The organism is Staphylococcus sp. ACRSN, assembly GCF_022346615.1.
Classification (GTDB): domain Bacteria; phylum Bacillota; class Bacilli; order Staphylococcales; family Staphylococcaceae; genus Staphylococcus.
This window is the reverse complement of record NZ_JAKRNS010000001.1, coordinates 171,659-197,017: the sequence shown is the minus strand read 5'-3', so window position 1 is coordinate 197,017 and position 25,359 is coordinate 171,659. Positions and strand designations below refer to the sequence as shown.

General features: G+C 34.5%; 24 protein-coding genes. 8 read left to right on the top strand and 16 right to left on the bottom strand.

Translation table 11 applies throughout. From position 1 onward, the window contains the following. Positions 1-212 precede the first annotated feature (212 nt). From MHZ36_RS00940 to MHZ36_RS00920, 5 genes are all read left to right on the top strand, one after another. Positions 213-449: a FeoA family protein gene (locus tag MHZ36_RS00940; protein ID WP_239229017.1), complete on the top strand. Its 237-nt coding sequence runs from the start codon at positions 213-215 to the stop codon at positions 447-449. Continuing rightward, positions 442-2,436 (top strand): ferrous iron transport protein B, encoded by a 1,995-nt coding sequence (feoB, locus tag MHZ36_RS00935; protein WP_239229016.1) that lies wholly within the window; start codon positions 442-444, stop codon positions 2,434-2,436. Before MHZ36_RS00940 ends, feoB begins: the two co-directional genes overlap by 8 nt. 12 nt (positions 2,437-2,448) lie before the next feature. Further along, positions 2,449-2,631 (top strand): FeoB-associated Cys-rich membrane protein, encoded by a 183-nt coding sequence (locus MHZ36_RS00930; protein WP_239229015.1) that lies wholly within the window; start codon positions 2,449-2,451, stop codon positions 2,629-2,631. Between the two features lie 472 nt (positions 2,632-3,103). Next, entirely contained in the window at positions 3,104-5,005 is a 1,902-nt protein-coding gene (locus MHZ36_RS00925) for a hypothetical protein (protein WP_239229014.1), read from the top strand. A 113-nt stretch (positions 5,006-5,118) separates the two neighbouring features. After that, positions 5,119-5,640, top strand: a complete 522-nt coding sequence (locus MHZ36_RS00920; protein WP_239229013.1) for a hypothetical protein — start codon at positions 5,119-5,121, stop codon at positions 5,638-5,640. Between the two features lie 104 nt (positions 5,641-5,744). Here MHZ36_RS00920 and MHZ36_RS00915 read toward each other — a convergent pair whose 3' ends face one another. From MHZ36_RS00915 to MHZ36_RS00885, 7 genes are read right to left on the bottom strand one after another with little or no spacing between them, the layout of a single operon-like run. Continuing rightward, entirely contained in the window at positions 5,745-6,683 is a 939-nt protein-coding gene (locus tag MHZ36_RS00915) for a sugar phosphate isomerase/epimerase family protein (protein WP_239229012.1), read from the bottom strand. Positions 6,684-6,701: 18 nt separating this feature from the next. Next, entirely contained in the window at positions 6,702-7,709 is a 1,008-nt protein-coding gene (locus MHZ36_RS00910; RefSeq protein WP_239229010.1) for a Gfo/Idh/MocA family protein, read from the bottom strand. A 17-nt stretch (positions 7,710-7,726) separates the two neighbouring features. Continuing rightward, positions 7,727-8,578 (bottom strand): class II fructose-bisphosphate aldolase, encoded by an 852-nt coding sequence (locus MHZ36_RS00905; protein WP_481867119.1) that lies wholly within the window; start codon positions 8,576-8,578, stop codon positions 7,727-7,729. A 24-nt stretch (positions 8,579-8,602) separates the two neighbouring features. Next, a complete protein-coding gene (gene iolE, locus MHZ36_RS00900; protein WP_239229006.1) occupies positions 8,603-9,514 on the bottom strand; it encodes a myo-inosose-2 dehydratase in 912 nt (303 codons plus the stop codon). A gap of 39 nt (positions 9,515-9,553) precedes the next feature. Beyond that, on the bottom strand, positions 9,554-10,525 hold the full coding sequence (iolC, locus tag MHZ36_RS00895) for a 5-dehydro-2-deoxygluconokinase (protein WP_239229005.1): 972 nt from the start codon (positions 10,523-10,525) through the stop codon (positions 9,554-9,556). 8 nt (positions 10,526-10,533) lie between these two features. Further along, a complete protein-coding gene (iolB, locus tag MHZ36_RS00890) occupies positions 10,534-11,352 on the bottom strand; it encodes a 5-deoxy-glucuronate isomerase (RefSeq protein WP_239229004.1) in 819 nt (272 codons plus the stop codon). A gap of 15 nt (positions 11,353-11,367) precedes the next feature. After that, positions 11,368-12,822, bottom strand: coding sequence for a CoA-acylating methylmalonate-semialdehyde dehydrogenase (locus tag MHZ36_RS00885; RefSeq protein WP_239229003.1), 1,455 nt, complete (start codon positions 12,820-12,822; stop codon positions 11,368-11,370). Between the two features lie 180 nt (positions 12,823-13,002). On the opposite strand from MHZ36_RS00885, the gene MHZ36_RS00880 reads away from it, so the two are divergent. Beyond that, positions 13,003-13,761, top strand: a complete 759-nt coding sequence (locus MHZ36_RS00880) for a DeoR/GlpR family DNA-binding transcription regulator (RefSeq protein ID WP_239229002.1) — start codon at positions 13,003-13,005, stop codon at positions 13,759-13,761. 362 nt (positions 13,762-14,123) lie between these two features. Here MHZ36_RS00880 and MHZ36_RS00875 read toward each other — a convergent pair whose 3' ends face one another. From MHZ36_RS00875 to MHZ36_RS00855, 5 genes are all read right to left on the bottom strand, one after another. Continuing rightward, positions 14,124-14,960 (bottom strand): sugar phosphate isomerase/epimerase family protein, encoded by an 837-nt coding sequence (locus MHZ36_RS00875; RefSeq protein ID WP_239229001.1) that lies wholly within the window; start codon positions 14,958-14,960, stop codon positions 14,124-14,126. 27 nt (positions 14,961-14,987) lie between these two features. Continuing rightward, positions 14,988-15,845, bottom strand: a complete 858-nt coding sequence (locus MHZ36_RS00870; protein ID WP_239229000.1) for a sugar phosphate isomerase/epimerase family protein — start codon at positions 15,843-15,845, stop codon at positions 14,988-14,990. Positions 15,846-15,864: 19 nt separating this feature from the next. Continuing rightward, entirely contained in the window at positions 15,865-17,781 is a 1,917-nt protein-coding gene (gene iolD, locus MHZ36_RS00865) for a 3D-(3,5/4)-trihydroxycyclohexane-1,2-dione acylhydrolase (decyclizing) (protein WP_239228999.1), read from the bottom strand. A gap of 108 nt (positions 17,782-17,889) precedes the next feature. Beyond that, positions 17,890-19,317 carry a sugar porter family MFS transporter gene (locus MHZ36_RS00860; protein WP_239228997.1) on the bottom strand — a complete coding sequence of 476 codons (1,428 nt, stop codon included), beginning with the start codon at positions 19,315-19,317 and terminating at the stop codon, positions 17,890-17,892. 226 nt (positions 19,318-19,543) lie between these two features. Continuing rightward, positions 19,544-21,040: a CoA transferase gene (locus tag MHZ36_RS00855; protein ID WP_239228996.1), complete on the bottom strand. Its 1,497-nt coding sequence runs from the start codon at positions 21,038-21,040 to the stop codon at positions 19,544-19,546. 232 nt (positions 21,041-21,272) lie between these two features. Here MHZ36_RS00855 and MHZ36_RS00850 point away from each other — a divergent pair, with 232 nt between their 5' ends. Beyond that, complete coding sequence (locus MHZ36_RS00850) at positions 21,273-21,860, top strand: TetR/AcrR family transcriptional regulator (protein ID WP_239228995.1); 588 nt, start codon at positions 21,273-21,275, stop codon at positions 21,858-21,860. A gap of 182 nt (positions 21,861-22,042) precedes the next feature. Then, on the top strand, positions 22,043-22,894 hold the full coding sequence (locus MHZ36_RS00845; protein ID WP_239228994.1) for an NAD-dependent epimerase/dehydratase family protein: 852 nt from the start codon (positions 22,043-22,045) through the stop codon (positions 22,892-22,894). A 66-nt stretch (positions 22,895-22,960) separates the two neighbouring features. Here MHZ36_RS00845 and MHZ36_RS00840 read toward each other — a convergent pair whose 3' ends face one another. The 4 genes from MHZ36_RS00840 to MHZ36_RS00825 are packed head-to-tail and all read right to left on the bottom strand — an operon-like array spanning position 22,961 to position 25,358. Next, positions 22,961-23,311, bottom strand: a complete 351-nt coding sequence (locus MHZ36_RS00840; RefSeq protein WP_239228993.1) for a PTS glucitol/sorbitol transporter subunit IIA — start codon at positions 23,309-23,311, stop codon at positions 22,961-22,963. A gap of 20 nt (positions 23,312-23,331) precedes the next feature. Further along, positions 23,332-24,339: a PTS glucitol/sorbitol transporter subunit IIB gene (srlE, locus tag MHZ36_RS00835; protein WP_239228992.1), complete on the bottom strand. Its 1,008-nt coding sequence runs from the start codon at positions 24,337-24,339 to the stop codon at positions 23,332-23,334. A 10-nt stretch (positions 24,340-24,349) separates the two neighbouring features. Further along, positions 24,350-24,901, bottom strand: coding sequence for a PTS glucitol/sorbitol transporter subunit IIC (gene srlA, locus MHZ36_RS00830; protein ID WP_239228991.1), 552 nt, complete (start codon positions 24,899-24,901; stop codon positions 24,350-24,352). Then, positions 24,885-25,358 (bottom strand): transcriptional regulator GutM, encoded by a 474-nt coding sequence (locus MHZ36_RS00825; protein ID WP_239228990.1) that lies wholly within the window; start codon positions 25,356-25,358, stop codon positions 24,885-24,887. Before MHZ36_RS00825 ends, srlA begins: the two co-directional genes overlap by 17 nt. Between the last annotated feature and the right edge of the window lies 1 nt (position 25,359).

The window sequence follows — 25,359 nt, the reverse complement described above, 5'->3', positions numbered from 1 at the left end:
TTACATCTAAAAATTTACAACCCTATTGCTCAATTTCCAAATCATTTTGGTAATTATTTTATAAAAAATTTAACCCTAACAATTTTCTATGTTATATACAAATCTATTTAACGGAATATTCACAATTATCATTAAAATCGCCTACATCTTCTTTAAATATAATTGTATAATTGATAACGATTATTATTTGTATTTAAGAAAGAGTGATTAATATGGTGAATATTAAGACTGGATGCTTAAACAAATGTTACACAGTAAAGTACATGAATATTGAGAATGACAACTTAGTACAACGTTTAAATGCCCTAGGTTTAAACATTGGCACTAACTTAAAAATTAAACAACGTTGTCTATTCAAAGGACCTTGTATTTTAGAAGTTAACGGACAGAATTTAAGTATTAGAGGTTATGATGCATGTCAGATTTTGCTAGAGGACACACATGGCTAATAGTTATTGTATATTGGGAAATCCCAACGTAGGAAAGACATCTTTGTTTAACGCACTTACTGGGACATACGAATATGTAGGAAACTGGAGCGGTGTTACCGTTGAAAAAAAGATTGGTCGTCTCAAAAATAACCTAGGCAACCTCGTTGATTTACCTGGTATTTATGAAGTTTCACCAATCTCTAAAGACGAAACCGTTGTTACGGAGTATTTATTGAATGATAACTATTCTGGCATACTCAACATTATTGATGCAAGTCAGTTAAAACGTAATTTACAATTAACAGTACAACTAATGGAACTCGGTGCACCTCTGATTATCGGTCTCAATATGGTAGATGTAGCTGCTAAACGTGGCATACATATCGACCATCAAGCGTTGATGCGCAAGTTAAAGATACCGCTTATGCCTATTATCGCACGTAATGGTAAAGGTACACAGAAAGTATTAGATGCACTTAATGATAATTGTCTAACACGTCGCTCACCTTTAAAAATAAATTATGGTAACCACGTAGAAACAACCATTACTAAAATACAACAAATCATCGGGCAACATTCTGATATTAATCAACATCATTTACGTTTTATCGCAATACAATTTTTACTCAATAATCCAAAGATATACGATCAATTGACTGACACAGTGATTAGTCAAATCGAACCATTAAAAACGACATTAGCTAATAACTTACCACAATCAATTCATACATGTATTCACGATGCACGTGCTGCATACATAGATGTATTATTAGATGGTATCATCGAATATCCTAATGAAGAAAAACAGTATTTTTCGAATCGCTTAGACAAATTATTAACACATCGTATACTTGGCATTCCAATATTTTTAGGAATTATGTGGTTAATCTTTCAAATTACTTTTACTTGGGTTGGCACACCGATATCTGATCAACTCGATGAATTTTTCGGTGGTGCACTTACCGATTCCGTAAAAGCAACTATGGATTTTTTGCATATTTTTCCATTTTTACAAGATCTGGTTACTGACGGTATTATTGCGGGTGTCGGAGCAGTATTGGTATTTGTACCACAAATTATCGTACTCTTCTTCTTTATCTCGTTATTAGAAGACTCGGGTTATATGGCGCGTATCGCTATTTTAATGGACAGAATTATGGAAGTCTTTGGATTAAGTGGTAAATCTTTTATTCCTATGATTATTGGTTTTGGCTGTAACGTACCAAGTATTATGGCCGCACGTAGTATAGAGAGTGAAAAAGAACGACTTACTACTATATTAATTGCACCATTTATGTCGTGTTCTGCTAGATTACCTGTCTATGCACTATTTGTAGGTATATTTTTCAAGTCACATCAAGCGCTTATTGTACTCAGCCTATATATTCTCGGCATTGTCGTAGCATTATTGACGAGCGTGTTACTAACTAAAACTGTATTAAAAAATGACGATTCTGTATTTATTATTGAATTGCCAACCTATAGACTCCCTTCTTTTAAAACACTATGGAGAAGTACTTGGGAAAAGGCAAAAGGTTTCGTTAAAAAAGCTGGGACATTTATCTTTGGTGGTTCAGTAGTCATTTGGCTATTAAACTATACAGGTCCAAATGGATTTAACGTTGATATCAACGAAAGTTTCTTACATATGATTGGAAGTGTTTTTGCTTTATTGGTTGCACCATTAGGATTTGGCACTTGGCAAGCTGGTGCTACTTTGATACCTGGATTCTTAGCCAAAGAAGTCATTGTCAGTTCAATGGCGATTATTTATGCGTCTGATGAAGCAGGATTAGTTAATATAGTTCAAAGCCATTTTACACCTCTAACAGCATACTCATTTATGGTGTTTATACTTTTATATATACCATGTTTATCTACCGTTGCGACAATTCGTAAAGAAACTTATTCGGTAAAATGGACAATTTTGGCAGTAGCTTATCCTATTCTTGTAGCTTATGTATTATCTTTAGTCCTATATCAAGTAGGTCAATTATTTATATAAGGGAGTAAAATTATGACAATTGTTATTAATTTAGTATTGTTTTTAGCGATATTTGGATACGCCACATATACATTAATAAAGTTTATTAAAAAATCTAAAGTAGGCAAGTGTTCATCTTGCGGTTCTAACCAAAAATGCAGTACACCTATTCAAAAAAGTCATATTTTTACATCAAATGACCAACATTCCAATTAAAGTACAGCTATTTTAAAATTAAAGCTAAATCATGTAAATACATCCTTCAAAATATCGACAAATCGTGTCACTTTGAAGGATGTATTTATTTTTAACATTATAAGTTACTATAGTACTCAAACTCATTTACAATCTTCTGAGCTAATATATATTGCGATTTCTTACTATCCTCTTCTGCTTATAATCTAAATATCCTAAAATAATTTTTACTTATTAAATTTTCCTCACCGATAATACAAACAATAATATATAAAATTTAAATAAATTTTTATATTATATAACCAACTAATGTGTTATCATAAAAATCTGATAATTATTAATTATTTTTATTAAATTAATTTTTTTACAGAACTATATACACTAATTATCAATTGACTTCTAGAATATACACTCAAATTAAATCATATTCTGTTACTACAGATACTAATTCATGATCGTTTCGACATTAAACGAATGGAAGGATGACCAATACATGACTAACAATGTTTTAGACATTAGCTATTTAGAAATGGATTATGCAGAAGTGGGCGACACAAAAATTTATATTATACCCGTCGTTGCACCTAATTTAATCTTAGGAAAATCTAAAGGAGAAGCCGTTGATAATTTCAAGCAAATTTTATGTTCATCTAAGCTCGTTCAGTCATTTGACGTGACCATTAATCCTAAAGATGATAAAGAACCGTTTAAAATCTTTGCTGACCACGAATATTGTGTTACCGATTTCGCTTCACTTCAAAATATTCAAGAACAAAAATATGATGAATGCAATTTCGGCTTAAGACTATATATTCCTTCAGAAAATGCATATCAGTTAAAAGTCATTAATAACGATATATTAAATGCCTCAAGCATGCCTGATTTTGGTACAGCTAACATGAGTAAAGACTTAAATTACGATACACTCATTCCTTTAAAGGATGCAATCATCGAGCAAATTCAACAGAAAAATCACAACGATACACCTGTTGACGATGAAAATGTAGAAGCAACAACAATTACTCATAACGTCGAACATTCAGATATTAAATTATTGAAAAATAATTTATACAATACATTGGATTCATTGATAGATAAAGTCTATTTGGATGATGATAAATTAACATTTAAAAGTATTATTAAAGATAAAGATTACGATGAAAAGGTTCTACCTACATACCAAAAATTAGAACAACTAACTGAAGATGACTTTTATCAAGCTAAAAATGATAAATTATATACTTTGCAGAAAAAGCGCGAAGATATCATCAACAGTATTTATAATCAGCTGATTGCAGATTTATGGAGTAAAAACATTGAGGCTGACACACTAAAAAATTATAAGTCTGCTGATTCTACATACCATAACGACTATAAAATAATTGAACAAAAATTAGAAGAGGCTTTAAGTGTTATACCAAATAAAGTAAAGACTCATTCGGAACAGTTAGAAACGCAATTTGAACAAGATAAACAAACGCGTGCCGATAAAGCGCGTAGAGATATGGCAGATAAGATTGAACGTGAGGAACGACCAATATTAACTCATAAGATTCATGAACTAGAAGAGACCCTTACAACTAAAGCAAATCAATCTTATAATAATCAAATCAAAGTACTCCATGCCGAAGTGCAAAACAATTATGAATTACAAATCTCTAAAATTGTTGATGACGTTATAAAAAATCATCAACAGACAATAGATGATAAAAAGTCAGAGCTACAACAGTTAATGGATCATGATGTAGCAAGTCTAATTCAAAAACGCAGTGATGATATCGATAGCTTACGTCAGGAAATCAGTAAATTAGAGCAAGATTTAATTCATAATGAAACTACGTTTAATGAACGTCTAGAACTTGCTGTTGAGAAAAGAATGAATGACTATGAACTGAAAGATGCTCAAATGACAGATGAAATCAATTTTTTACGTGTGGAAATAGAAAAGATCAAACGCGAAAATTCAGATAAAAACGAAGCAATTCGTTCAAAAGAAATGGAACTAAAACATAACCGTGCGCAATTAGATAGATTAAGTCAACAACTTGAACAAAGTAATCAAACAAGTTTGAGTATCTCGGCACAAGCCTTAGAAATCAAACAGCAAGCCTTGAGCTTTGCTCAACAAGAAGATAATCAACCTACCCTTAGCAGAGTTGTTTCTACACAGAATGGTGATTTAAATCATATATTAGGTGATGACGCCGAATTAGCAAAGCGTTATGAACGCAGTAAAAAACCGTCCTTTTTCACTTGGCTAGGTGGTTTATTCTTATGTGCCGTCCTAGGTACTGGCGCACTCTTTGGCAGTCACGTAGCAAACGCTAAAGATAGCACTCATCAAGAACAGCCAAAAGTTGAACAGTCTCATAAAAAAGCTACAGATAAAAAGTAATAATGCATCATAGAATGACCTATTATAGGGTATCAATACTATTTAGGTTATAGCAGACAACTACCTTAATTTGATTCTAATTATCCTTATACAAACAATATGGGAGTGAGCACATGAACCAAAATAAACTAGACGAAATCAATCGACTTGCACGAGGTACAGTTAAAGAAAAAAAGATTGCATTAACTTATGGTTATCAACCTATTATCGACAAATTAAAAAAAGACAGAAGTAAAGAGGTTGCTCACTTTGCCGGCGCCATAGACGCCAATGTAGATTTAAAATTACATCAAAACAATGTGTATTATGACCAACAAAAAGCATCATTTCAAAAAGTATTAAAACAAGCGATGCAATATATGTATGCAACATTAATTACCATCGCTATCGCAGTTATATCAATCATTATCGCAGTCATCACTTTCTTTATAGATTCTACCGCAATGATTGCACCCTACATTATTATTACAATTATAGCTGTTATCGGTTCAATTATTCTATTTATATTATCAAAGCAAACAGAAGCAACATACTATAGGTATAAGCAATCACTATCTAAAGCCAAATATTTACTCAATGTCGCGCAAGCTAATTCTCAATCCTTGCAAGCCCAAATTAACAATGAACACATGTAATACAAAAGATAATTGCTATATTCGAAACATCAATTAAAAATAGGCGAAGACATCAGATATGTCTTCGCCTATTTTTATAATTTATCACTGTTGATGATCAAACCTTATACTAACACTTGTTTTAATGCCGCTATAGATGCATCCACACCTGCTTCAGGAGACATGGTTAAATCTTCCATTTCAAGGGATACAAAATCTTCGTAACCAACCATGCGTATCACTGAAAAGAACGTCTTCCACCATTGTAAGTCTTGTCCATAACCAACAGCCACATAGTTCCAAGCACGCTGTTTCACATCATCTATCTCTCTTGTTTCAAGCAACGTTGTAACATCAGCAATACCATCCTCGATGCGAACATCTTTACCATGAACATGATGAATTGCACCTTCCAAACGACGTGCACACTGTATAGGATCTGCACCCATCCATAATAAATGACTTGGATCTAAATTCATGCCAATTATTGGATCAACTGCATTTCTCAACTGCAATAATGTTTCCGGATTATATACAAGTTGAGAACTAAAATTTTCGAGTGCAATCTTCTCAATACCGTGAGACTTAGCTACCTCTACCAATTGCTTCCAATATGGAATTGCTACATCATTCCATTGATAAGCAAGCGCATCTTTTAATTCTGGAGGCCAACTCACTGTCGTAGTTATCCAATTGGGCATGGTATCTTTAGGTGATGCAGCAGGTAATCCACTCATCATAACAATTTTCTTAACACCTAACTTTTCAGCTAATTTGAAAGTATCCATTGTTACCTTACGATGTTCCCTGCCAAGTTCACCAGGGGCAAGTGGATTGCCTGAACAATTCAATGCAACAATCTCGACTTGATAACGTTCCAATAACTGTTTGAAATCAATTAAACTTTGCGTATCATTTAATAATTGACTTAAATTAACATGTGGTGCTGGGGACCAACCTCCTGTAGCAAGTTCAATATGATATACATCTTGTTTTGTTATATAGGCTAATACTTCCTCTAATGATAAATGTGCTAAACTATCCGTTACGTATGATAACTTCACTGTCTCTCACTCCGCTTCTTATTGATATAGGCGTGGCTTCTCATCAAATTTAATATCTACTTTATAACCATTATCTCTTGATTCAGAACATGCGTTGGTTGTTACAGATGCCATATAGCCATCCCAAGCAGAAGGGCCAGTTATCTCGTCGTTTTTAATACCATCTACCCATAATTGCAATTCTTTATCATATGCCGATATAAAACGTTCTTTCCAGTCACTCGGAACACGTGTGTAGTCTTTTTGCTCTGTTTTCACATTGAAATATGTCGGGTTCGTCAAACCAATTTCTCCCTTTTCACAAACTACCTTACAGTTAATATCATAACCAAACTGACAGTTTACAAATACTTCTAAATCAATACAGACACCAGATTCTGTTTGTAATAAAATCAATTGTGGGTCATGTAACTTAGGATGTGTATATTGCGTTTGTTTTTTAGGTAAAATAACTTGTGCTGATACAAAATCCTCTTGCAATAACCATCTTAAAGCATCTACTTCGTGTACTGCTGTATTTTCAACAGCCATTGGTGTATCGTATTTGGAATCAACCGTTTCATTTCTATGTGTACAGTGTAGTAACAATGGTTCACCCAATACACCAGTATCCAACTCACGCTTCATTTCTTCGTAACCTCTATCATAACGGCGCATGAAACCAACTTGTACTAAGCGTTTATTCTTCGCTGTTTCTGCATTTACAATATTAGTACAACCAGATGATTCTAGAGCTAAAGGTTTTTCACAAAAGACATATTTATTATTTTTAATCGCTTCTAACACATAACCTTCATGGGTAGGGTCCCAAGATGTAACGACAATGCCATCTATTTCATCGGAAGCAATCAACGCCTCAGCATCTTCGTAAAATGCCGCTCCAATTTCTTTAGCATATGCAGTTGCCGCTTCAACATTAATATCACTAATTGCTGAAACTTTTGCACCATTGACTCTATTGTTGATTCTATCTACATGATCTCTACCCATTGCACCAATTCCGATTACACCAATTCTTAATTCCATATCTTCTTCATCTCCGATCATCTGTTTTGAATAAATGCTTTATTTTTGTTTTCCGAACCACATGTTTGAATTATTTTTTCAGCTACTTTGATAATAGCTTGAATACTCGGTTTCAATATTTCTTGTGGATTGAATAATTCCTCTGATTCATTGAGTGTCTTTCTTAATTGATTTGACCACGAAATATTAATTTCCGTATTAAAATTAATTTTGGCATGTCCCAAGTTAATCGCACGTTGCAAATCATGGTTGGATATACCTGACGCTCCATGCAATACGAGTGGCACATCCACTTTAGAGCCAATTTCCTCCATTTCCTTAAACCCTAAATTTGGTTCACCTTTGTACTTACCATGTACAGAGCCCAATGCAGGTGCTAATGTATCTAAATTGGTCTGTTGTACTAATGCCACACATTCATCTATATCAGCATATTTCACTTGACCTGCCAAGCCATCTTCGACACCACCAACAGCACCGACTTCACCTTCAACGATAACGCCATGTGCATGCGCATATTCAACGACTTCCTTGGTTTGCTTGATATTATCTTCAATTGCTAACTTCGAACCATCAAACATAACAGAGTCATATCCTGCATCAACCGCTTGTTTACAACCCTCTACCGTCAAACCATGATCTAAATGCACTGATACAGGTACTGATATACCCATCGCTGTAATTTTGTTTTTTATCGTTTGTAAAATGAATTCATAACCACCTAGATAAGCAATATTTTTATCCGTCGTGCCAATAATAATTGGAGATTGCATATTTTCAGCAGCTTGCAAGACACCTTCTATCCAAATCAATCCATTAATATTCATCTGTGGAATTGCAAATCCTTCTGATTTTGCGTAACGAATCATATGATTTTCCAAAGAATTCCCCCTTTACGAAATATATTTTTCTTTTTGCTTATGTTGAATCTTATTCAAATAGTCTTTCGCATTTTTAGCATAAAGAAAAGGGTTCGCTTTAGCAGGATCCTGTTCCGCCTCCACAACAATCCACCCTTTATAATTAGCAGCTTCTATTGCTTTTAGTATCGGTTGAAAGTCGATATAACCATCACCTGGTACTGTAAAGATGCCTTGTTTAATACTGTCAAGAAAGCTACTATCTTTTGACTGCGCAATTTGTTGCACATCTGGACGAATATCCTTGAAATGAATATGATGAATTCTTGATTTATATTGTTCAAAAATGTCTAAAGGCGCTTCCCCTGATAATGCTAGATGACCCGTGTCAAATAGCAATGACACTGTATCAGGATTGGTTTTGTCCATTAATCGTTGAACTTCAGCGGTTGTTTGAATACCTGTACCCATATGGTGGTGATAGACAATCCTCATATCTTTCTCACGTGCTAATTTGCCAAGTTTTTCCAAACCTTGTATTAGTAGAGACCATTCTTCGTCTGTAAAGATTGGTTTTTCCGTGAAAACTGACATATCTTCTCGTTTTTGAATGCTTTTGCCCTGTTCACATACGACGATGACCTTTGCTCCTAAGTCATATAAAAAGTCTCTGTGTTTGATAAATGCAATTTCCGTTTCTTCATATGGTTCTGTCGTTAAAAATAAACTCAACCATGCACTCGCAACACTCAAATTTCTCGGCTTTAAATACTCAAGTAACTTAGAAGCCTCTTTCGGATATTTATTGCCAATTTCCGTTCCTTCATATCCAGCTAACGCCATTTCGCTAATACATTGTTCAAAAGTATTCTCTTTACCTAATTCTGGTAAGTCATCATTTGTCCATGCAATCGGTGCACATCCAAAACGTATATTTTCAGTCATAAGATCATCCGCCTTTTAAGAAATCGCTTACATTAATTGCTAAATTGTTTGATTTTCTTGTTCTTCGATAAAGGTCTCTAACTTATTACTCGTTGGCATCGCTTCTGATGAACTATGGCTACTCACCACGATAGCAGCAGAAGCAGCGCCATATTTTAAAGCTTCATCGATTGCTTTACCCTTAACCAATGCATATAGGAATGCTGCAGCATATGAATCGCCTGCACCAAATGTTTTGATGACTTTGGCTTTAAACGCCTTACCTTCATAATATTCACCAGATTTGGTATAAGCTTTGGAACCTTGAACACCGTGTTTGATAATGACCAGTTCGGGCTGATATCCAAACAAAATACGGCTAATTGCTTCGTCTGTTTCTTCCACATAACGCTGAATCATATCATATTCATCTCTAGTGCCAATGACAATATCAGCTTGTTGCGCAACTAATTCATAGTAAATAGAAGTTTCTTCTAAACTTTGCCAAGTATATGGACGATAATCTATTTCAAAGACAACTTTTACATCATTGGCTTTAGCAATCGACAATGCTTTTAACACTGCTTCTCTTGATGGAGATTGTGCCAATGCCGTGCCAGAAATCAATAGATATTTACTCTCTTTAATGTAATTTTCGTCAACATGCTCCGGCGCTAAGTATAAATCGGCTACCTCTTCACGATACATCAAAATATTAGATTCCGTAGGGCTTTTAATTTCTGTAAAAGTAAGACCAGTCTTGTGTCCATTTTCATCTATATGAATTTGCGATGTATCCACACCTAATTGATTTAAATAATCTGTGATATAACGACCATGTTGATCATCTGAAACATTGGCGATTAACCCCACATTTAAACCTAATTTAGATGCTCCAATACTAATATTCACAGGAGATCCTCCGACATATTTGCGGAAAGTTTCCGTTTCTTCCATCGGTCTATTTATCTCAACTGCATTTAAATCAATTGCTGCTCTACCAATCGCTACGATATCTTTTTGGTTTGTCATTCCTACCCCTACTTTCTGTCTATAATCCATTCATGATCTTTTTGATTATGGAACTTCCATACTTTCTGAGGACCCGCCATTACATTCAAATAATAGCCATTATAACCATCTGGAACCGCAACTGGATGATAACCTTTCGGAACAATAACAACGTCACTATGCTCGACAGCCATCGTTTCATCTAAAGATTTATCGTCCGTATAAACACGTTGAAAGACAAAACCTTGCGGTGGATCCATTTCATGGTAATAGATCTCTTCAAGAAATGACTCATGTGGTAGATTATCTACATCATGCTTATGCGGTGGATAACTTGACCAATTTCCTTGATCTGTATAAACCTCTACGACTAATAACTTCTCACTAGCAGTATGGGAATCTGGTAAAATATTATGCACATGTCGCTTATTAGAATACTTACCTCTATCTTCGACAGAATTTTCACCTGCTGGAATTAGCTGTGTAGCACGTTCTTTATCACATGGTGAATAACAAATAATGACACGCGCATCTCTTTGTGCAGTAATCTCAATTTCATGTGCTTTAGAAATATAAATACTATCTGTTGGAACTTTTTCAAACACTGAATCTCTCGTACCTAAACCTTCATATTTATCATTGCCGTCTGAAACATCAATCTGGCCCGTCAAGGCTACCACACATGCTTCAAAGTCATTTGTCGACTCACTATATATTGCTGTAGCTTTAAGATCAATAACTTTAATACCTGTATATTCTAAATCCACATCTGATGGTTTAAAATCTTGTACTATCTGTACATCATCTTTCAACGGATGGTGTACTGGTTTCTTTAATAATTCAGCCATATCTCTATACACTCCTTAATATTGAGGTTCGCCGTGACGTGCAGTTACTACTTTACGATGAGTAAAGAAATCAATACTGTCTTTACCGTTCGCATGTAGTGAACCAAAGAACGATGATTTCCATCCAGAGAATGGGAATACTGCCATTGGCGCCGGCACACCAAGGTTAATACCTAACATACCTGCATCAATAAATTCTCTGAAGTATCGTATAGAGGAAGCACTATCAGTGAATAAACAAGCACCATTAGCAAATTCTGATTTATTAGCTAATGCAATACCTTCTTTAAGGTCTTTCACTTTTGCTAACGATAATACTGGCGCAAAAATTTCATCCTGCCATAACTTCATATCCGTAGTGACATCTTCAAAAATACTTGGTTTAACAAAGTAACCTTCGTCCTTATTACCTTCACGACCATCTAATACAAGCGTTGCACCTTCTTCAACACCTTGATCTACATAATTCAATGTGCGTGCTTTATTCTCTTCTCTAATAACTGGTCCTAAGAACACGTTGTCTTCTAAGCCATTACCAATGACAATATCTTTAGCTGCTTGAACCAATTTCTCTTTAAACTCATCATATACACCTTCTTGAACCGCAACTACTGCAGCTGCCATGCAACGTTCACCGGCTGAACCAAACGCTGCACCGATTACATCTTTTACAGCAGAGTCAATATCAGCATCATTTAAGATAATTGTATGATTTTTAGCACCTGTTAAACATTGTGCTCTTTTTAAGTTTTCAGTAGCTTTTTTATACACATATTCACCAACAGGTTTAGAACCTACAAATGAAACCGCTTTTATTTTTTCGTTTTCACAAATACCATTCACAATGTCATGTGCACCATGCACAACATTGAATACACCTTTAGGGAATCCAGCTTGTTCTATATATTCTGCAAGCTTATTAACAAGCAATGGCGTCTTCTCAGATGGTTTAATAATAAATGTATTGCCTAATGCAATTGCCATTGGGAACATCCAACAAGGAACCATCATTGGGAAGTTGAATGGCGTAATACCACCGACAACGCCAACAGGATATCTATAGCTTGTCCCTTCAATATTTGTAGCAATACTTGATAAGGAATCTCCCATCATTAGTGATGGAGCTCCTGCTGCAAATTCAACGTTCTCAATACCACGTTGAACTTCTCCCAATGCCTCACCAACACTTTTACCATTTTCTTTCGTGATAATTTCTGCTAACTCTTGTTTATTTTCTTGTAAAATTTGTTGTAAGTTGAATAATAAGCGTGCTCTTTTTGGAACTGCAACCTGACTCCATTCTTCAAATGCTTTTTGAGCAATTGCTGCTACTTCATCTAATTCTGCTCTTGTAGACAATGGTACTTCTGCGATAACTTCCTTCGTTGCCGGATTATATACTTCGATTGTTTCCTTCGATTTCGAATCTACCCATTCACCATTAATATAATTTTTTAAAATTTCTGCCATTTCTTGTTCCTCCTCCTTGGAAAACGCTTCCATTTTTTAGTATAATTTTGGTTAAATATTGATTACTTATTGGTTATTTTATAAAAAGGGGTGGTTTTTGTCAACTTTTTGTCATTTTTTAATTAAGTGTTGAGTAATATAGAAACATTGTATATTATATAATTATTGGGGGTAACTAATATGAAAACAAAAAGGATACACGCAATTGAATCTTATATAAATGAGAATCAAGCTGCATCTATTGATGAACTAAGTGATTATTTTAACGTTTCAATTAATACGATTCGTCGAGATATCACTATCCTATCCGATATGAATAAAGTAAAAAAAGTCTACGGTGGCGTAAAAGCAGTTGATAGTTCAATCACACAGGCGGTCGACTATTCCAAACGAAACATTGAACATTATGATGAGAAGATACACATTGCAAAGACTGCAGCAAAGCACATTAAGGCGCATGATGTCGTTTATTTAGATACAGGTACAACAACTGTTCACATCCTTGATTACGTAGATACTGAACTGCCTTTCACAATTATTTCAAACAGTTTAGATATCATTAATAAAGCATCCGTATTCAAAAATGGGTCATTGTTTGTGATTGGTGAACAGTTCAAGTTTAGAACACGTTCGTTTATCGGTATTGAATCAAATAATCTCATTGAAAAATTCAATATCGATAAGGCATTTATGGCTGCAACCGGTGTTGATATCAAAAATGGGTTATCCAATGCAGAATTAGAAGAAAACATAATCAAAAAGTTAATCGTCTCACGTTCTAAATATGTCTATGCGCTCACAGATCATACAAAAATAGGACGATCTACTTTACTGACATTTATGGAATGTGAAGAACTCGATACACTTATTACCGACCAGACACCAAACAATGCATTTATTGAATTTCTAAATTCAAAAAATGTCACGATAGAAACATAGCATTCACTAAACCGTTCATCATTTACAAAACAGAGGTAACACCTATTAAGTTAGGTGTTACCTCTGTTTTGTCATATATTGACAGTTTCTTTACTGTGTCATATCCGTTTCAAATTTTATGATGTACATTCCCTCTAACAAATTCAGAGACAAGTTTACAACTAAGTTGAATATTTAAATACAAAAAATTGAATGTAACAGGAACCTAATTTTCCTAAATGCGTTTTATCGCTTCACCTATAAACTTCACCCAATAGTATATTGAAAAAGTTTAAATTTAAAATTTTTCAATGATTTCAACTTCTGGCCAAACAATATTACAGACCGAGACATTTAATGTCCCAGCCTGTTTTTCTCATATATTAAATAGGATAGTACGGATGTACACTTTCCCTAACTGTTGTTTTAGATTTTACAATGACATCTTCAGCCGGCAATTGATAATATTCCGGACGGAAGAGTTCAATAGAAATAAACTCACCTTGAAAATCTATTTCTCGTAGTGCATTAAATATACCTTTAATATCAATGACACCATGTCCTGGGAAACATCTATCCTCATCCGTTAAAATACCGATTGGATAGTCGTCTACATCATTGATATGTAATAAAAATATGCTTTCTGGTTTTGCTTTACGTAAATCTGACAAATTAGATCCCATTGCATGAAAATGGAAAAAATCTAATACCAAACCAACATTTGCTTTTGCTACATCTTCAACAATTTCATAGGCTTGCTCGAAAGTGTTCACCGTTGCAAACGGCGCTCCTAAAAACTCTAGCGCAATTTTAATATGGTATGGTTCTGCCAACTCAGCAAATTCAGTCATCACGCTTACACAACTATCATGGATATCTTGATTTAATATTTTAGTCTCTGTCACTAGCGGTACTAATACGATATATTTCGCACCTAAATAATCCGCAATTTCTAACCATTCTTTAAATTCGTCTAACACCTTACGATAATCTTCATCTGTTCTATTATTAAAAAATTGTAAGGCATTTAAACTTAACGGTTTGATGTTATGTGTGTCAAAGAATGCTTTCATATCTTCTAATGTATGTTCTTGCAAATATTCTGGCATCTTATCCATCTGTATTTCAATAAAATCATAACCATGCTTATCGCATAATTCCAATTCTTGTTGAAGTGTTGCGTTTTCTTTTGTCGTCGCCACATTATATCCTAATTTCATAGCATATACCTCACCTATTATATAGATTTAAAATAATTCTTTCTTTAATCGCTCCAACATAAACTGTGCCGATTCATCTGCTCTATCAACCCATGCAAACACTGAATTTGTAGCAATTCCATCAAATTTCATTTCTTTTAACTTCCTAAAAATCGTATCAAAATCGACTTCACCTTCGCCGATATTCAAATGTTGATGGACTGTTACTTCAGCTCCTGGAGGATTTACGATATAACGCAAGCCGTTTGCTGCTGTATGATTAAATGTATCAGAAAATAACACATGCTGTAATTTGTCACCAGCATCATCAAACATCGTTGCTATATCCCCAATACCGTCATCGTGGAAGAATGTATGTGATGTAGAGTACACTAAATTAATCCATTCTTTATCTAAACCACGAATCATACGTAATGCTTCATCATTACGCTCAATAAAGTCATATGGATGTGCTTGTAGATTCAATTTCATGCCTTCCTTTTCAAAAATAGGCAATAACTCATCCATCGATTTTATAAACTTCTCTTCACATCTTTGTTGTTCATACTTACTGCCATTAAATTCTGTATTCATTACATCTACATTCAAGTCACTTGCAATTTCAATCGCACGCTTCCAATTTCGAACTGCACCTTGGCGTTGCTCTTCATCAGGTCCAGACCATGCCATTACAGGTAAAATTGAAGACAATTGCACACCTGCATCACTACACCATTTTTTTACGTTTTTAATCATCGCTTTATCCACTTTTGGATATTTATAGAATGGAATAAAATCTTCTCTAGGAGATAACTCGATATAATCATAACCGAGTCTCGCCGCTCTATCGATTACTTCTTTCATTGATAAATCTGTATACATTGCTGGATCTAATGCTAATTTCATATTATTACACGCCCTTTAATTAATATTGTTTACCTTGTGCTAGCTTTCCCACTTTCAAATCGAAAGCAGCCTGCGTCTTTTCAGAATTAGAAACTTCAGGAACACCAACATGCCACCAACTTTCATAACCATCAGTCATTGTTTTTGGTAACACTTTTATTTCGATTAACGTACTAATTTCTTGTCGTTCAGCATCTTTAATCGCCGCTTCTAACTCCTCTAGTGAATACACTTTATAAACTTTTGCCCCATAGCCCTCAGCTACTTTAGCATAATCAATATTCAATATTTCATTATTAGCTGTTCGGAACTCGGTATGATAACTATTCACACCATTTTCCATTTGTAAATTGTTGATACAACCATATCCAGAATTATCAAATAATAGCACATTGATTTTTTTGTTATATTGTAATGAAGTTATAAATTCAGAGTGTAGCATTAAGAAGCTGCCGTCTCCCACGAATGAATACACTTCATGATTAGGATCCGCTAATCTGACACCTAAAGCACCTGAAACTTCATATCCCATACATGAATAGCCATATTCAACATGATAAGTGTTAGCTACAGAAGCATCCCACAATCTTTGTAAATCTCCAGGAAGCGAACCTGCAGAAGTTATGACATTGCTATTCGGAGATACAGTCTCATTCAATTTCAAGACAACTGAACTTTGCGTTAGCTCCGTACCTAGTGCATCTGAATATTCATTTAAGATATTTTGATCAAATTGTTCCTTAATCTCTGGATCAAATTGATTACGATCAAACTTAATTTGGCTTAATCTTGTTCTTTCAGTTTGCCATTCATCCTTTACTTCACCTATTGCTTCACCATAGCTCGTTTGATATTCCGCACTAAGGCGTCCCAATAAACTTTGCAATGTAACTTTAGCATCAGCAACAATTTGAACCGCATCTAATTTATATGCTTGCATACGATTCACATTAATGTTCAAAAACTTTGTTTTATCAAAATCAAAAGCTGTCTTAGAAGATGTGGCAAAATCTGTGTACCGCGTTCCAATACCAATCACTAAATCAGCATCTGAAGCAATTTTGTTCGCAGCCAATGTTCCTGTAATACCCATGCCGCCTAAATTATTCTTGAACGTTGCTTCTACAGTAGATTTACCTGCCTGTGTTTCTACTAAAGGTATATTATATTTTTCTGAAATTTCAATCAATTCATCGCGTGCACCTGAATACTTAGCACCACCGCCAACGAGAATAACTGGTTTCTTGCTATTTTGAATCGTTTCCGTCATTAATGCTATTTCTCTTTCTACTGGTTCAGGACGATCAATATAATGTACACGCTTCTCAAAGAAAGACTCATCAAAGTCGAAGGCTTCACCTTGAACATCTTGTGAAATACAAACCGTTGCTGGTCCCGCTTGTGCCGGATTAGTCAATACTTCAAATGCTCTAATCAAAGTAGACATCAACTGCTCTGGTCGTGTAACCCTGTCCCAATAACGTGATACTGCTTTCAACGCATCATTAGTAGTTGTAGTTAAATTGGATTCATGCTCTACTTGTTGTAATACAGGGTCAGGTTGTCTCGTTGCAAACGTATCGCTAGGTAATAATAACACCGGAATATTATTTGCAAGTGCTGTACCAGCTGCTGCTGTTAAATTAGCAGAACCTGGTCCCACTGAAGTGGTTACAGCGTATATATTGCGTCTCAATCGCTGTTTAGCAAACGCTATTGCAGCATGAGCCATGCCTTGTTCATTCTTACCTTGTATAATTTTCAAGTCTCCTGGACTTTCTTCGAGTGCTTGACCAATACCTACCACATTACCATGCCCAAATATATCCATAACGCCTTCAACAAATGGCATTTCTTTACCATCAACGCTAATATATTGTTGCTTTATAAACTTTACTACAGCCTGTCCTGTCGTTAATCTTATTTTATTTGCCATAAAACCATCCTCTCTAACCTACTCAATAATTCCAAAACTTAATCAACTTATGACCATCATATATTTGTTACCGCTTTCAGTCAATCATTATAACTCCATCTATAAACTTTATTTTGCTTCTTCAACCACGTTCTTCCCGATAACCTCGCCCTTTTTTGTTGTAGACTTAAAATATTCTTCAATTTCTTCAAGCGACTTATCTTTTGTTTCTGGCAAGAATTTTTTAACAAAAAATACCGCAATCAAGTTTAAGACAACAAAAATCGTAAATGTTGAGGCTAAACCTAAACTACCCAACAACATTGGAAACAGTAGACTTACTAAGAAGTTCGTCATCCAACAAAAGAATACACTTGCCCCCATACCTAGACCTCTTACTTTTAAGGGGAATATTTCAGATAACATCAGCCAAGTTACTGGTGAAACACAGCCTTGTTGAAATGCTAAGAATGTCACCGTCAATAACAAGATTACAAAAGGTAACACGACCGTTCCTTTTAAAAATAATGGGACAATGCTCAACAATATTAATGTTGCAACTATACCCAATTGACCAGTAATTAACATTGTTCGTCTACCAATCTTACCTAACAACCAAATACCAACAAACGTAGCAGCAACCGAAATAACACCATTTGCAATATTTCCAACTAAAGCTGCTTTCGTACCAAACCCAGCATTACGAAGTATTTCCGTACCATAGTACATAATAGAATTAACACCTGTAATTTGTTGGACTACCCCTAATCCAATACCTATGAGTAAAATTTTACGTATCCATGGTTTAGTAAATTCATTTTTCGACTTTTCTTTTATTAACTTTTCTTTATCTATTACTGTTTTAATTTCTTTAATTTCTTCTGCAGCTGTCTTTTCATCTCTTAGCGTTCTTAAAATCGTATAAGCAGGCCAATATTTACTCTTACTCGCATGCCATCTTGGACTTTCAGGAACACGTAACATCCCAAACCATAAGATAACGGCTGGCAACGTAGCTACCAACAACATCACACGCCAAATTCCTGGATTCTCAACCAAATTTCCTAATACACCATTAATTACATAAGCCATTAATTGACCAGAAACAATCATCAGTTCATTTTGTGTGACCATCCGTCCACGATCTTCTTTAGATGACATTTCAGAAAGGAACGTCGGTACGATAACAGATGCACCACCAACCGCTAATCCTAATATCAATCTAAATATAACCATAGAAAATACATTTGGTGATAAACCACAGCCTAATGTTGCGAAGAAGAAAATAATTGCTAACACCATAATCATTTTCTTTCTTCCTAATGAATCCGATAGCCTACCACCTGTAATAGCACCAAAAGCTGCTCCAAACACAAGCGAGCTTGATACTAAACCTTCAGTTGCTGGCGTTAAATCCAATTGATTCGATAAAGACATATATGGTAAAGCACCATTAATAACGCCAGTATCAAATCCAAAAAGTAATCCACCAAACGTAGCAATCAATGTAATCCTTTTCATTTTGCTTCGTTTTATGTCACATTCTGATTTTTTCATAAATACACCCCTTGTTTTTGGTGATAAAATCCAAAACTACACTAAAATATAACCAATATTTAATAATTATAGTAATACTGTTAGCGCTTACAGTCAATTATTTTTATACTTTTTACACTTCAAATCTAAGCTTTCTATAATAAAAAATGCGTCTAACAAGTAGTAATTACTTAGTTAGACGCATTTTTAAATTTTGTTGTGCTTTTTGATATTACTTAACTATGATTCAATCTTTCCACTGCGGTTTATCTGAACCTCGAAACATCAACACAGTATCATACTCTCCCGGTGTTTCAGACATATACACCTGATCCGTTACACCTTTATAAGTACCTAATGATGTTTCCGCTTCAAATTGCTCTGGCGCAACAATTTGATGTTCCTCATTACTGTTAGACATTGTTTCTGCATAGGCTTTGTCAAATATACCTAACGACATTAAATAAGCAGATACTTTACTTAATGACACACTCACGCTATAGCTACCACCTTCTGTAGCACGTCGTTCTAGCGCCTTAATCACACCAAGTTCCAATAGCCATGAAATCACATAATCATTAACCACTACAATGGGTGGCAATTTCGGTTTTTCAGTTGTTCCTTCCAGTGTCATGACTCCCGTCACACTGCCGGCAGTTTGATCAAATCCATTGCGATCTGACCAAGGACCTGTGTGACCATGTAAATTAACTGATGCATGAATGATGCCCGGTCTTTGTGCCGCTAATTCGTTTGGTGTTAAACCATATTTTTCCATAAAGCCATATCTTTTATTGATGAAAAAGATATCTGCATCTTGCAATAATGTGTCAAAACGATTTCTATGTTCTTTATTATTATCAATATCAAGATACGTTGAACGCATACCAACATTAGAAGTGAGATACATCGTTTCGACTTCTAATTCTGATGGACGCCATACATTTAACACATCTGCCCCATGTAATGCTAATCCTCTACCTAATCCAGCACCCGCAATGACATGACCCATACCAAGTGCCCTCACACCACTTAACGGCTGTTTAGGATTATCTGAAAATCCTTCAGGTTCAGATTCACCAATTTTTTTAATTTCTATCAATTCCGTTTCTGCAACATGTTGAAATTGTTCCTCTTCCACAAATTCTTCTAACGAACGCACCATCGGCATGACGACGCCATTTTTAGAACCCTCAATTTCTAAGTCCTTACCATTCCATCCTTTAATTGCTTCTGCAACAGCATCTTTGGTTGAACGACAATTTAATAAATCCAATACATGTGCCTTTGCATTTGGATAAGGATTCAATGGCATTACCCAGCGATTATCTTTTGTTTGGTAAAAATCAAATCTAAACGGTGTGTGAGGATCCTCTTGTCCTTTTGCTGGAAAGCCATTCAAAGTTTCCCACTTTCTTTCATAAAAAGGTGATAGACGTTTCACCGCTTTACGAATATCTATGTGAATATCTTGACCTTTACCACCTCTTACTTGCCATAAATGTGCTAATGCAACCGACTTAGCTGCCAACCCTAATCCAGCTAACGATGCTAATCTTAAAGTACTTGGCATCACCGGATCCTTACCATAAAACGTAACCTTGCCACCACTATCAGCAGTTGAATAACCAACTGAATTTAAAATGTCTTCCAACGCAGCATGCATATCAAATTCATCACTTTGCAATCTATTTTCGTTTTGCATTAATAGATGCGACTTTAAGGCTTTAGCATTATTTATCATTGTCGATTCCTCCATATATGAACTTATTCATTCAATTCATTTTTACAAATACTTTATTATTAAGATACACAACACAAAAATAAAATTTAATTTAAAATAATTTACAAAATACTATCATATAAATTACTGTATAAATACATTATAAAAACGATACGCTAATCAAAACAATCATGCACAAAACAAAAAAGCAACACATATAAATAATGTGTTGCAATAAAGGGTGAGAAAACCTATGACATCAAAAAACAAGAAATCACAAATTAAAATCCAAAATGCATTTATCGAATTACTCGAATACTTACCTTTAGCTAAAATTACTGTCCGTGCGTTATGCAACCATGCAGAAATAAACCGATCCACCTTTTACAGACACTTTCGCTCCATATCTCAATTAACGACAGCAACAATTGATCACCACTTTAACCTACTATTTGGAGAAACTTATAAATTCTATCTTAAACACCAAAGTATAGAGGAATCACAATTTTATATTGCTAATAATATTTTTAGCCACATCAAGCATGATTACGATTTCTACCATATCATGTTTCAACGTTATCCCAATTTTTATATCACTTTAAAAGATTTTATTACTGTGCGTTATATTCAACTTTTTGAAGATACAGGAGCCGACAACGATATGGCACTTGATAAGCATGTCGTCGCCGAATATATTGCCTCCGCCTACACAGGTATGATACAAGGATGGATCAAACGTGAATTACAAGAATCTCCCAATACAATGGCCAAACGATTAATCACCCTAAATTCTAACGGTCCCATACGATTACTAACAGAAGCAGAAAAGAGAATGAAATGAGTAAAATAAACGACCTGTATGAACAGTGTCAAAAGCACGAAATGAGGGAGCTATCCACATAAATGAAAATTATTCATTGTTAAATTATTTTAATCTAGTATTTCAACGATGTCTCATACTGAAACCATTAAAAATTATAATTAACATTAAGATAATGAAAATAATTATAGAGGTGACAAATATTGACGAAAATACTTGTAACAGGTGCAACGGGTTTAATAGGCATGAAATTAACGAAACGTTTACTAGACAAAGGTTATGATGTAGCAGGACTCACAACCTCACAACATGGCAAAGAAAAATTAAATCGAATTGGTATCAAAGCATATATAGGTAATGTACTAGAAATTGAGACATTAGATCAGACAATTGATGATTTTAGACCAGACATTATCATGCATGAAATTACTGACTTAAAACAAGTTGATATGTCTGCTAATACAAAAGTAAGAATAGAAGGAACCAAAAATCTTGTAGATATTGCCATAAAATATAATGTGAGACAAATACAGTCACAAAGTATTGCGTTTGCCTATGAGGCTGGTAATGATTTAGCAACTGAAGAAACGCCACTAGACTATCAATCAACTGGCGACCGCAAAATTACAGTTAATGGCGTAGAAGGATTAGAACAGGAAACAAAACGCATCGATAATCATGTCATTTTACGCTATGGCTTACTTTATGGTCCAGGAACTTGGTATGGCAAAGAAGGCATGATATATAATCAATTTATAAATGGTCAAGTGACGATTACAGACGGTATTCAATCATTTATACACATAGATGATGCTGTAGAAGTTGCAATTCAAGCCTTAAATTTTGAAGCAGGAACTTATAATGTATCTGATGATGAACCAACATCTGGAAGTGCATGGGCTCAATGGTATGCTGATTTACTGAAGGTAGATCCAAATATCAAGGTTCAAACCGCTGCACCTTTTGAACGTGGTGTAAATAATTTCAAATTCAAACAACAAGGCGGAACATTACAATATACAACCTGGAAAGGTGGTATGAATCCGATAAAATAATATAAATTAACAAAAAGTCCTTAAATTATTATTTAAGGACTTTTTAATATAGTATAATCTTAAATATTATACTATTTTCAATTCTGTTCCAACTTCAATATTTGGAACATCTGCTGCTTCTAAATATAACGTTCCAGACTGTTCTGCTTTAGTGCTGCCATCAAATTTTAAAGTGATATGACCTAAATCTGCTAAATTCTTTTGAACAGAAGCACCAACTTTAGTAATTTCAAATGTTTTATCACCAATTAATACTTTTTGAGATTCTGTGATTTCTCCTTCAATGCTATTAATCTCAATGATATAACAGTAATCAATTAACTCATCAGGTGCATTATCACCAAATAGTATGATCATATTCTCTTCGCTAAATGCACTCGCCTCACTACCCACATCTTTCACAATAGTTTTATACATAGTAAATCTCCTCTATTTTTTTATTTGTATAATCCAAAACTGGCAAGCCATGCTACAAATACACGGGGGACACCATTTAAAAATCTAGAGTACAATACAGAAGGAACTCCAACTTCAATTGTTTTTGTTTCAGCCTCTGCTAATCCCAAACCAACAGGAATAAAGTCTGCAGCATTTTGTGTATTAATTGCAAATAGTGCTGGTAATGCTAAATGAGGTGGTATATTTCCTTTACCAATTTCCACTCCAATTAAAGTACCTAACACTTGTCCAATAACCCCACCAGGTCCTAATAACGGGCTTAAAAATGGAAGTGAGCATATGAGTCCTATTGCCATTAGCCCCCAAATATTACCAGCTAATGGAGACATTATATTAGCAAATGCTTTACCAATACCAGAACCCTGAATAATACCTATAAGTAACGCAACAAATCCCATAAATGGAATAATCGTGTGTAACATTGTTTCTACCGCATCTCTAGCTGCTTGATAAAATGTATTAATCACCTTACCTGCACCTAAACCAATCTTAGTTAAAATTGATTTGTGCTCTTGTTCAGCTCGTGTTTCCATAATTTTTTTATTCTTAGAATACTGATTATCGTTTTGTTCAGTAGCAACTGCTTCATCCTGCTTATCATTCACTTCCGAATGAATGCTTTCATCAAGTTCAACCACTTGATTAACATCTACATTTGATACGTAGATATCTTCAGTAATATATTGTCTTAATGGACCACTTTTTCCTGTTGCCATAATATTTATGGTTGGAATACGTTTTTTAGGATAAATACCACATCTTAATGTACCACCACAATCTATAATAATCGCCATCATTTCATCTTCAGGTACAGAAGTTTCAAATCCATTCACAGGTTCTGCCCCTGTAATTTCAGCTATTTTATCTACAATGGCTGGCTTATGGCCACCTGTAATATATACTAATTTTGTCTTATTTCCTTCTACACCAAAAGTTAATGGACCACCAAAACCACCTGATCCCTTAGATACTTTTACTTTCTTCATTTCTTTCACCTCAACCTTCTAATTTTATTTCTTTGCTCAATTTCACTTTTTGTTGTTTTTCTACAAAACTTGTTGTTAAATCAGTTATCCAACCACCGATAAAGTTCATTACTAGGCCAACCAATAAGTAACGTACTGCTAGATCTGTAGTTGGTAATCCTAATTTTTGTATGCCATTTGCTATACCTAAAAATACAAATAATTCAGCTGGATTTATATGTGGAAATATTCCATTACTTGTATGTGCAAATTGTGCAGCTGAAGCAAAATAACTCGGCTTATACTTTTCAGGCATAAATCGACCTAAGGAATGTACCATTGGATTCGCCAACATAAATGAACCTAAAAATGGTAATACTAAATAACGCATAAGTGGATTTTTAGCAGATTTTTGAGCTATTAAATTTATTCTATCTTCACCAATTAATTGTATTAATGTATTCATAGCAATTAACAGCATGAGTACTAAAGGAACGATTGTCCCCATCCATTCTATAAAAGTATCTGCACCAGTTTGGAAAAGTTTTATAAAGCCTTCGGCAAATTTAACGATGTAATCCATGTTTCATTCCCCTTTCATTTTTTATTAATTTATTTACTTTTTTAACCGCTTTCATCATAGGAGACGGAATTTTTTCAACTTCTCCTCCATTACTTACTACATTAAATGTATGTTGAGCATCTAATATTGCTTTTATCAGTAGCTTATTATAATTGTTAATTTCTTGATCTGTGATTTTGTTTATTTTCAATCCATTTAATCCGTCTAACTTTTTGAACTTACTAAAAACTGTAACACCTTGCATAAATCGCGCTTCTTCAATCTCATTTTTCCCATTCAATTGCAGTAAGACTAAAGTACCTGCTTTCAATATCGCAGGTCTCCTGCCTATCGCTACCTTACCTTGTCGTCGTAACTCAATATAATGTTTTGTAAAATTTTTAATTTGCAACCAACCTAATAAATGTTGTATTACAAATCCTACTGCTGCTAATATAATAAGTAATAATATGAACATT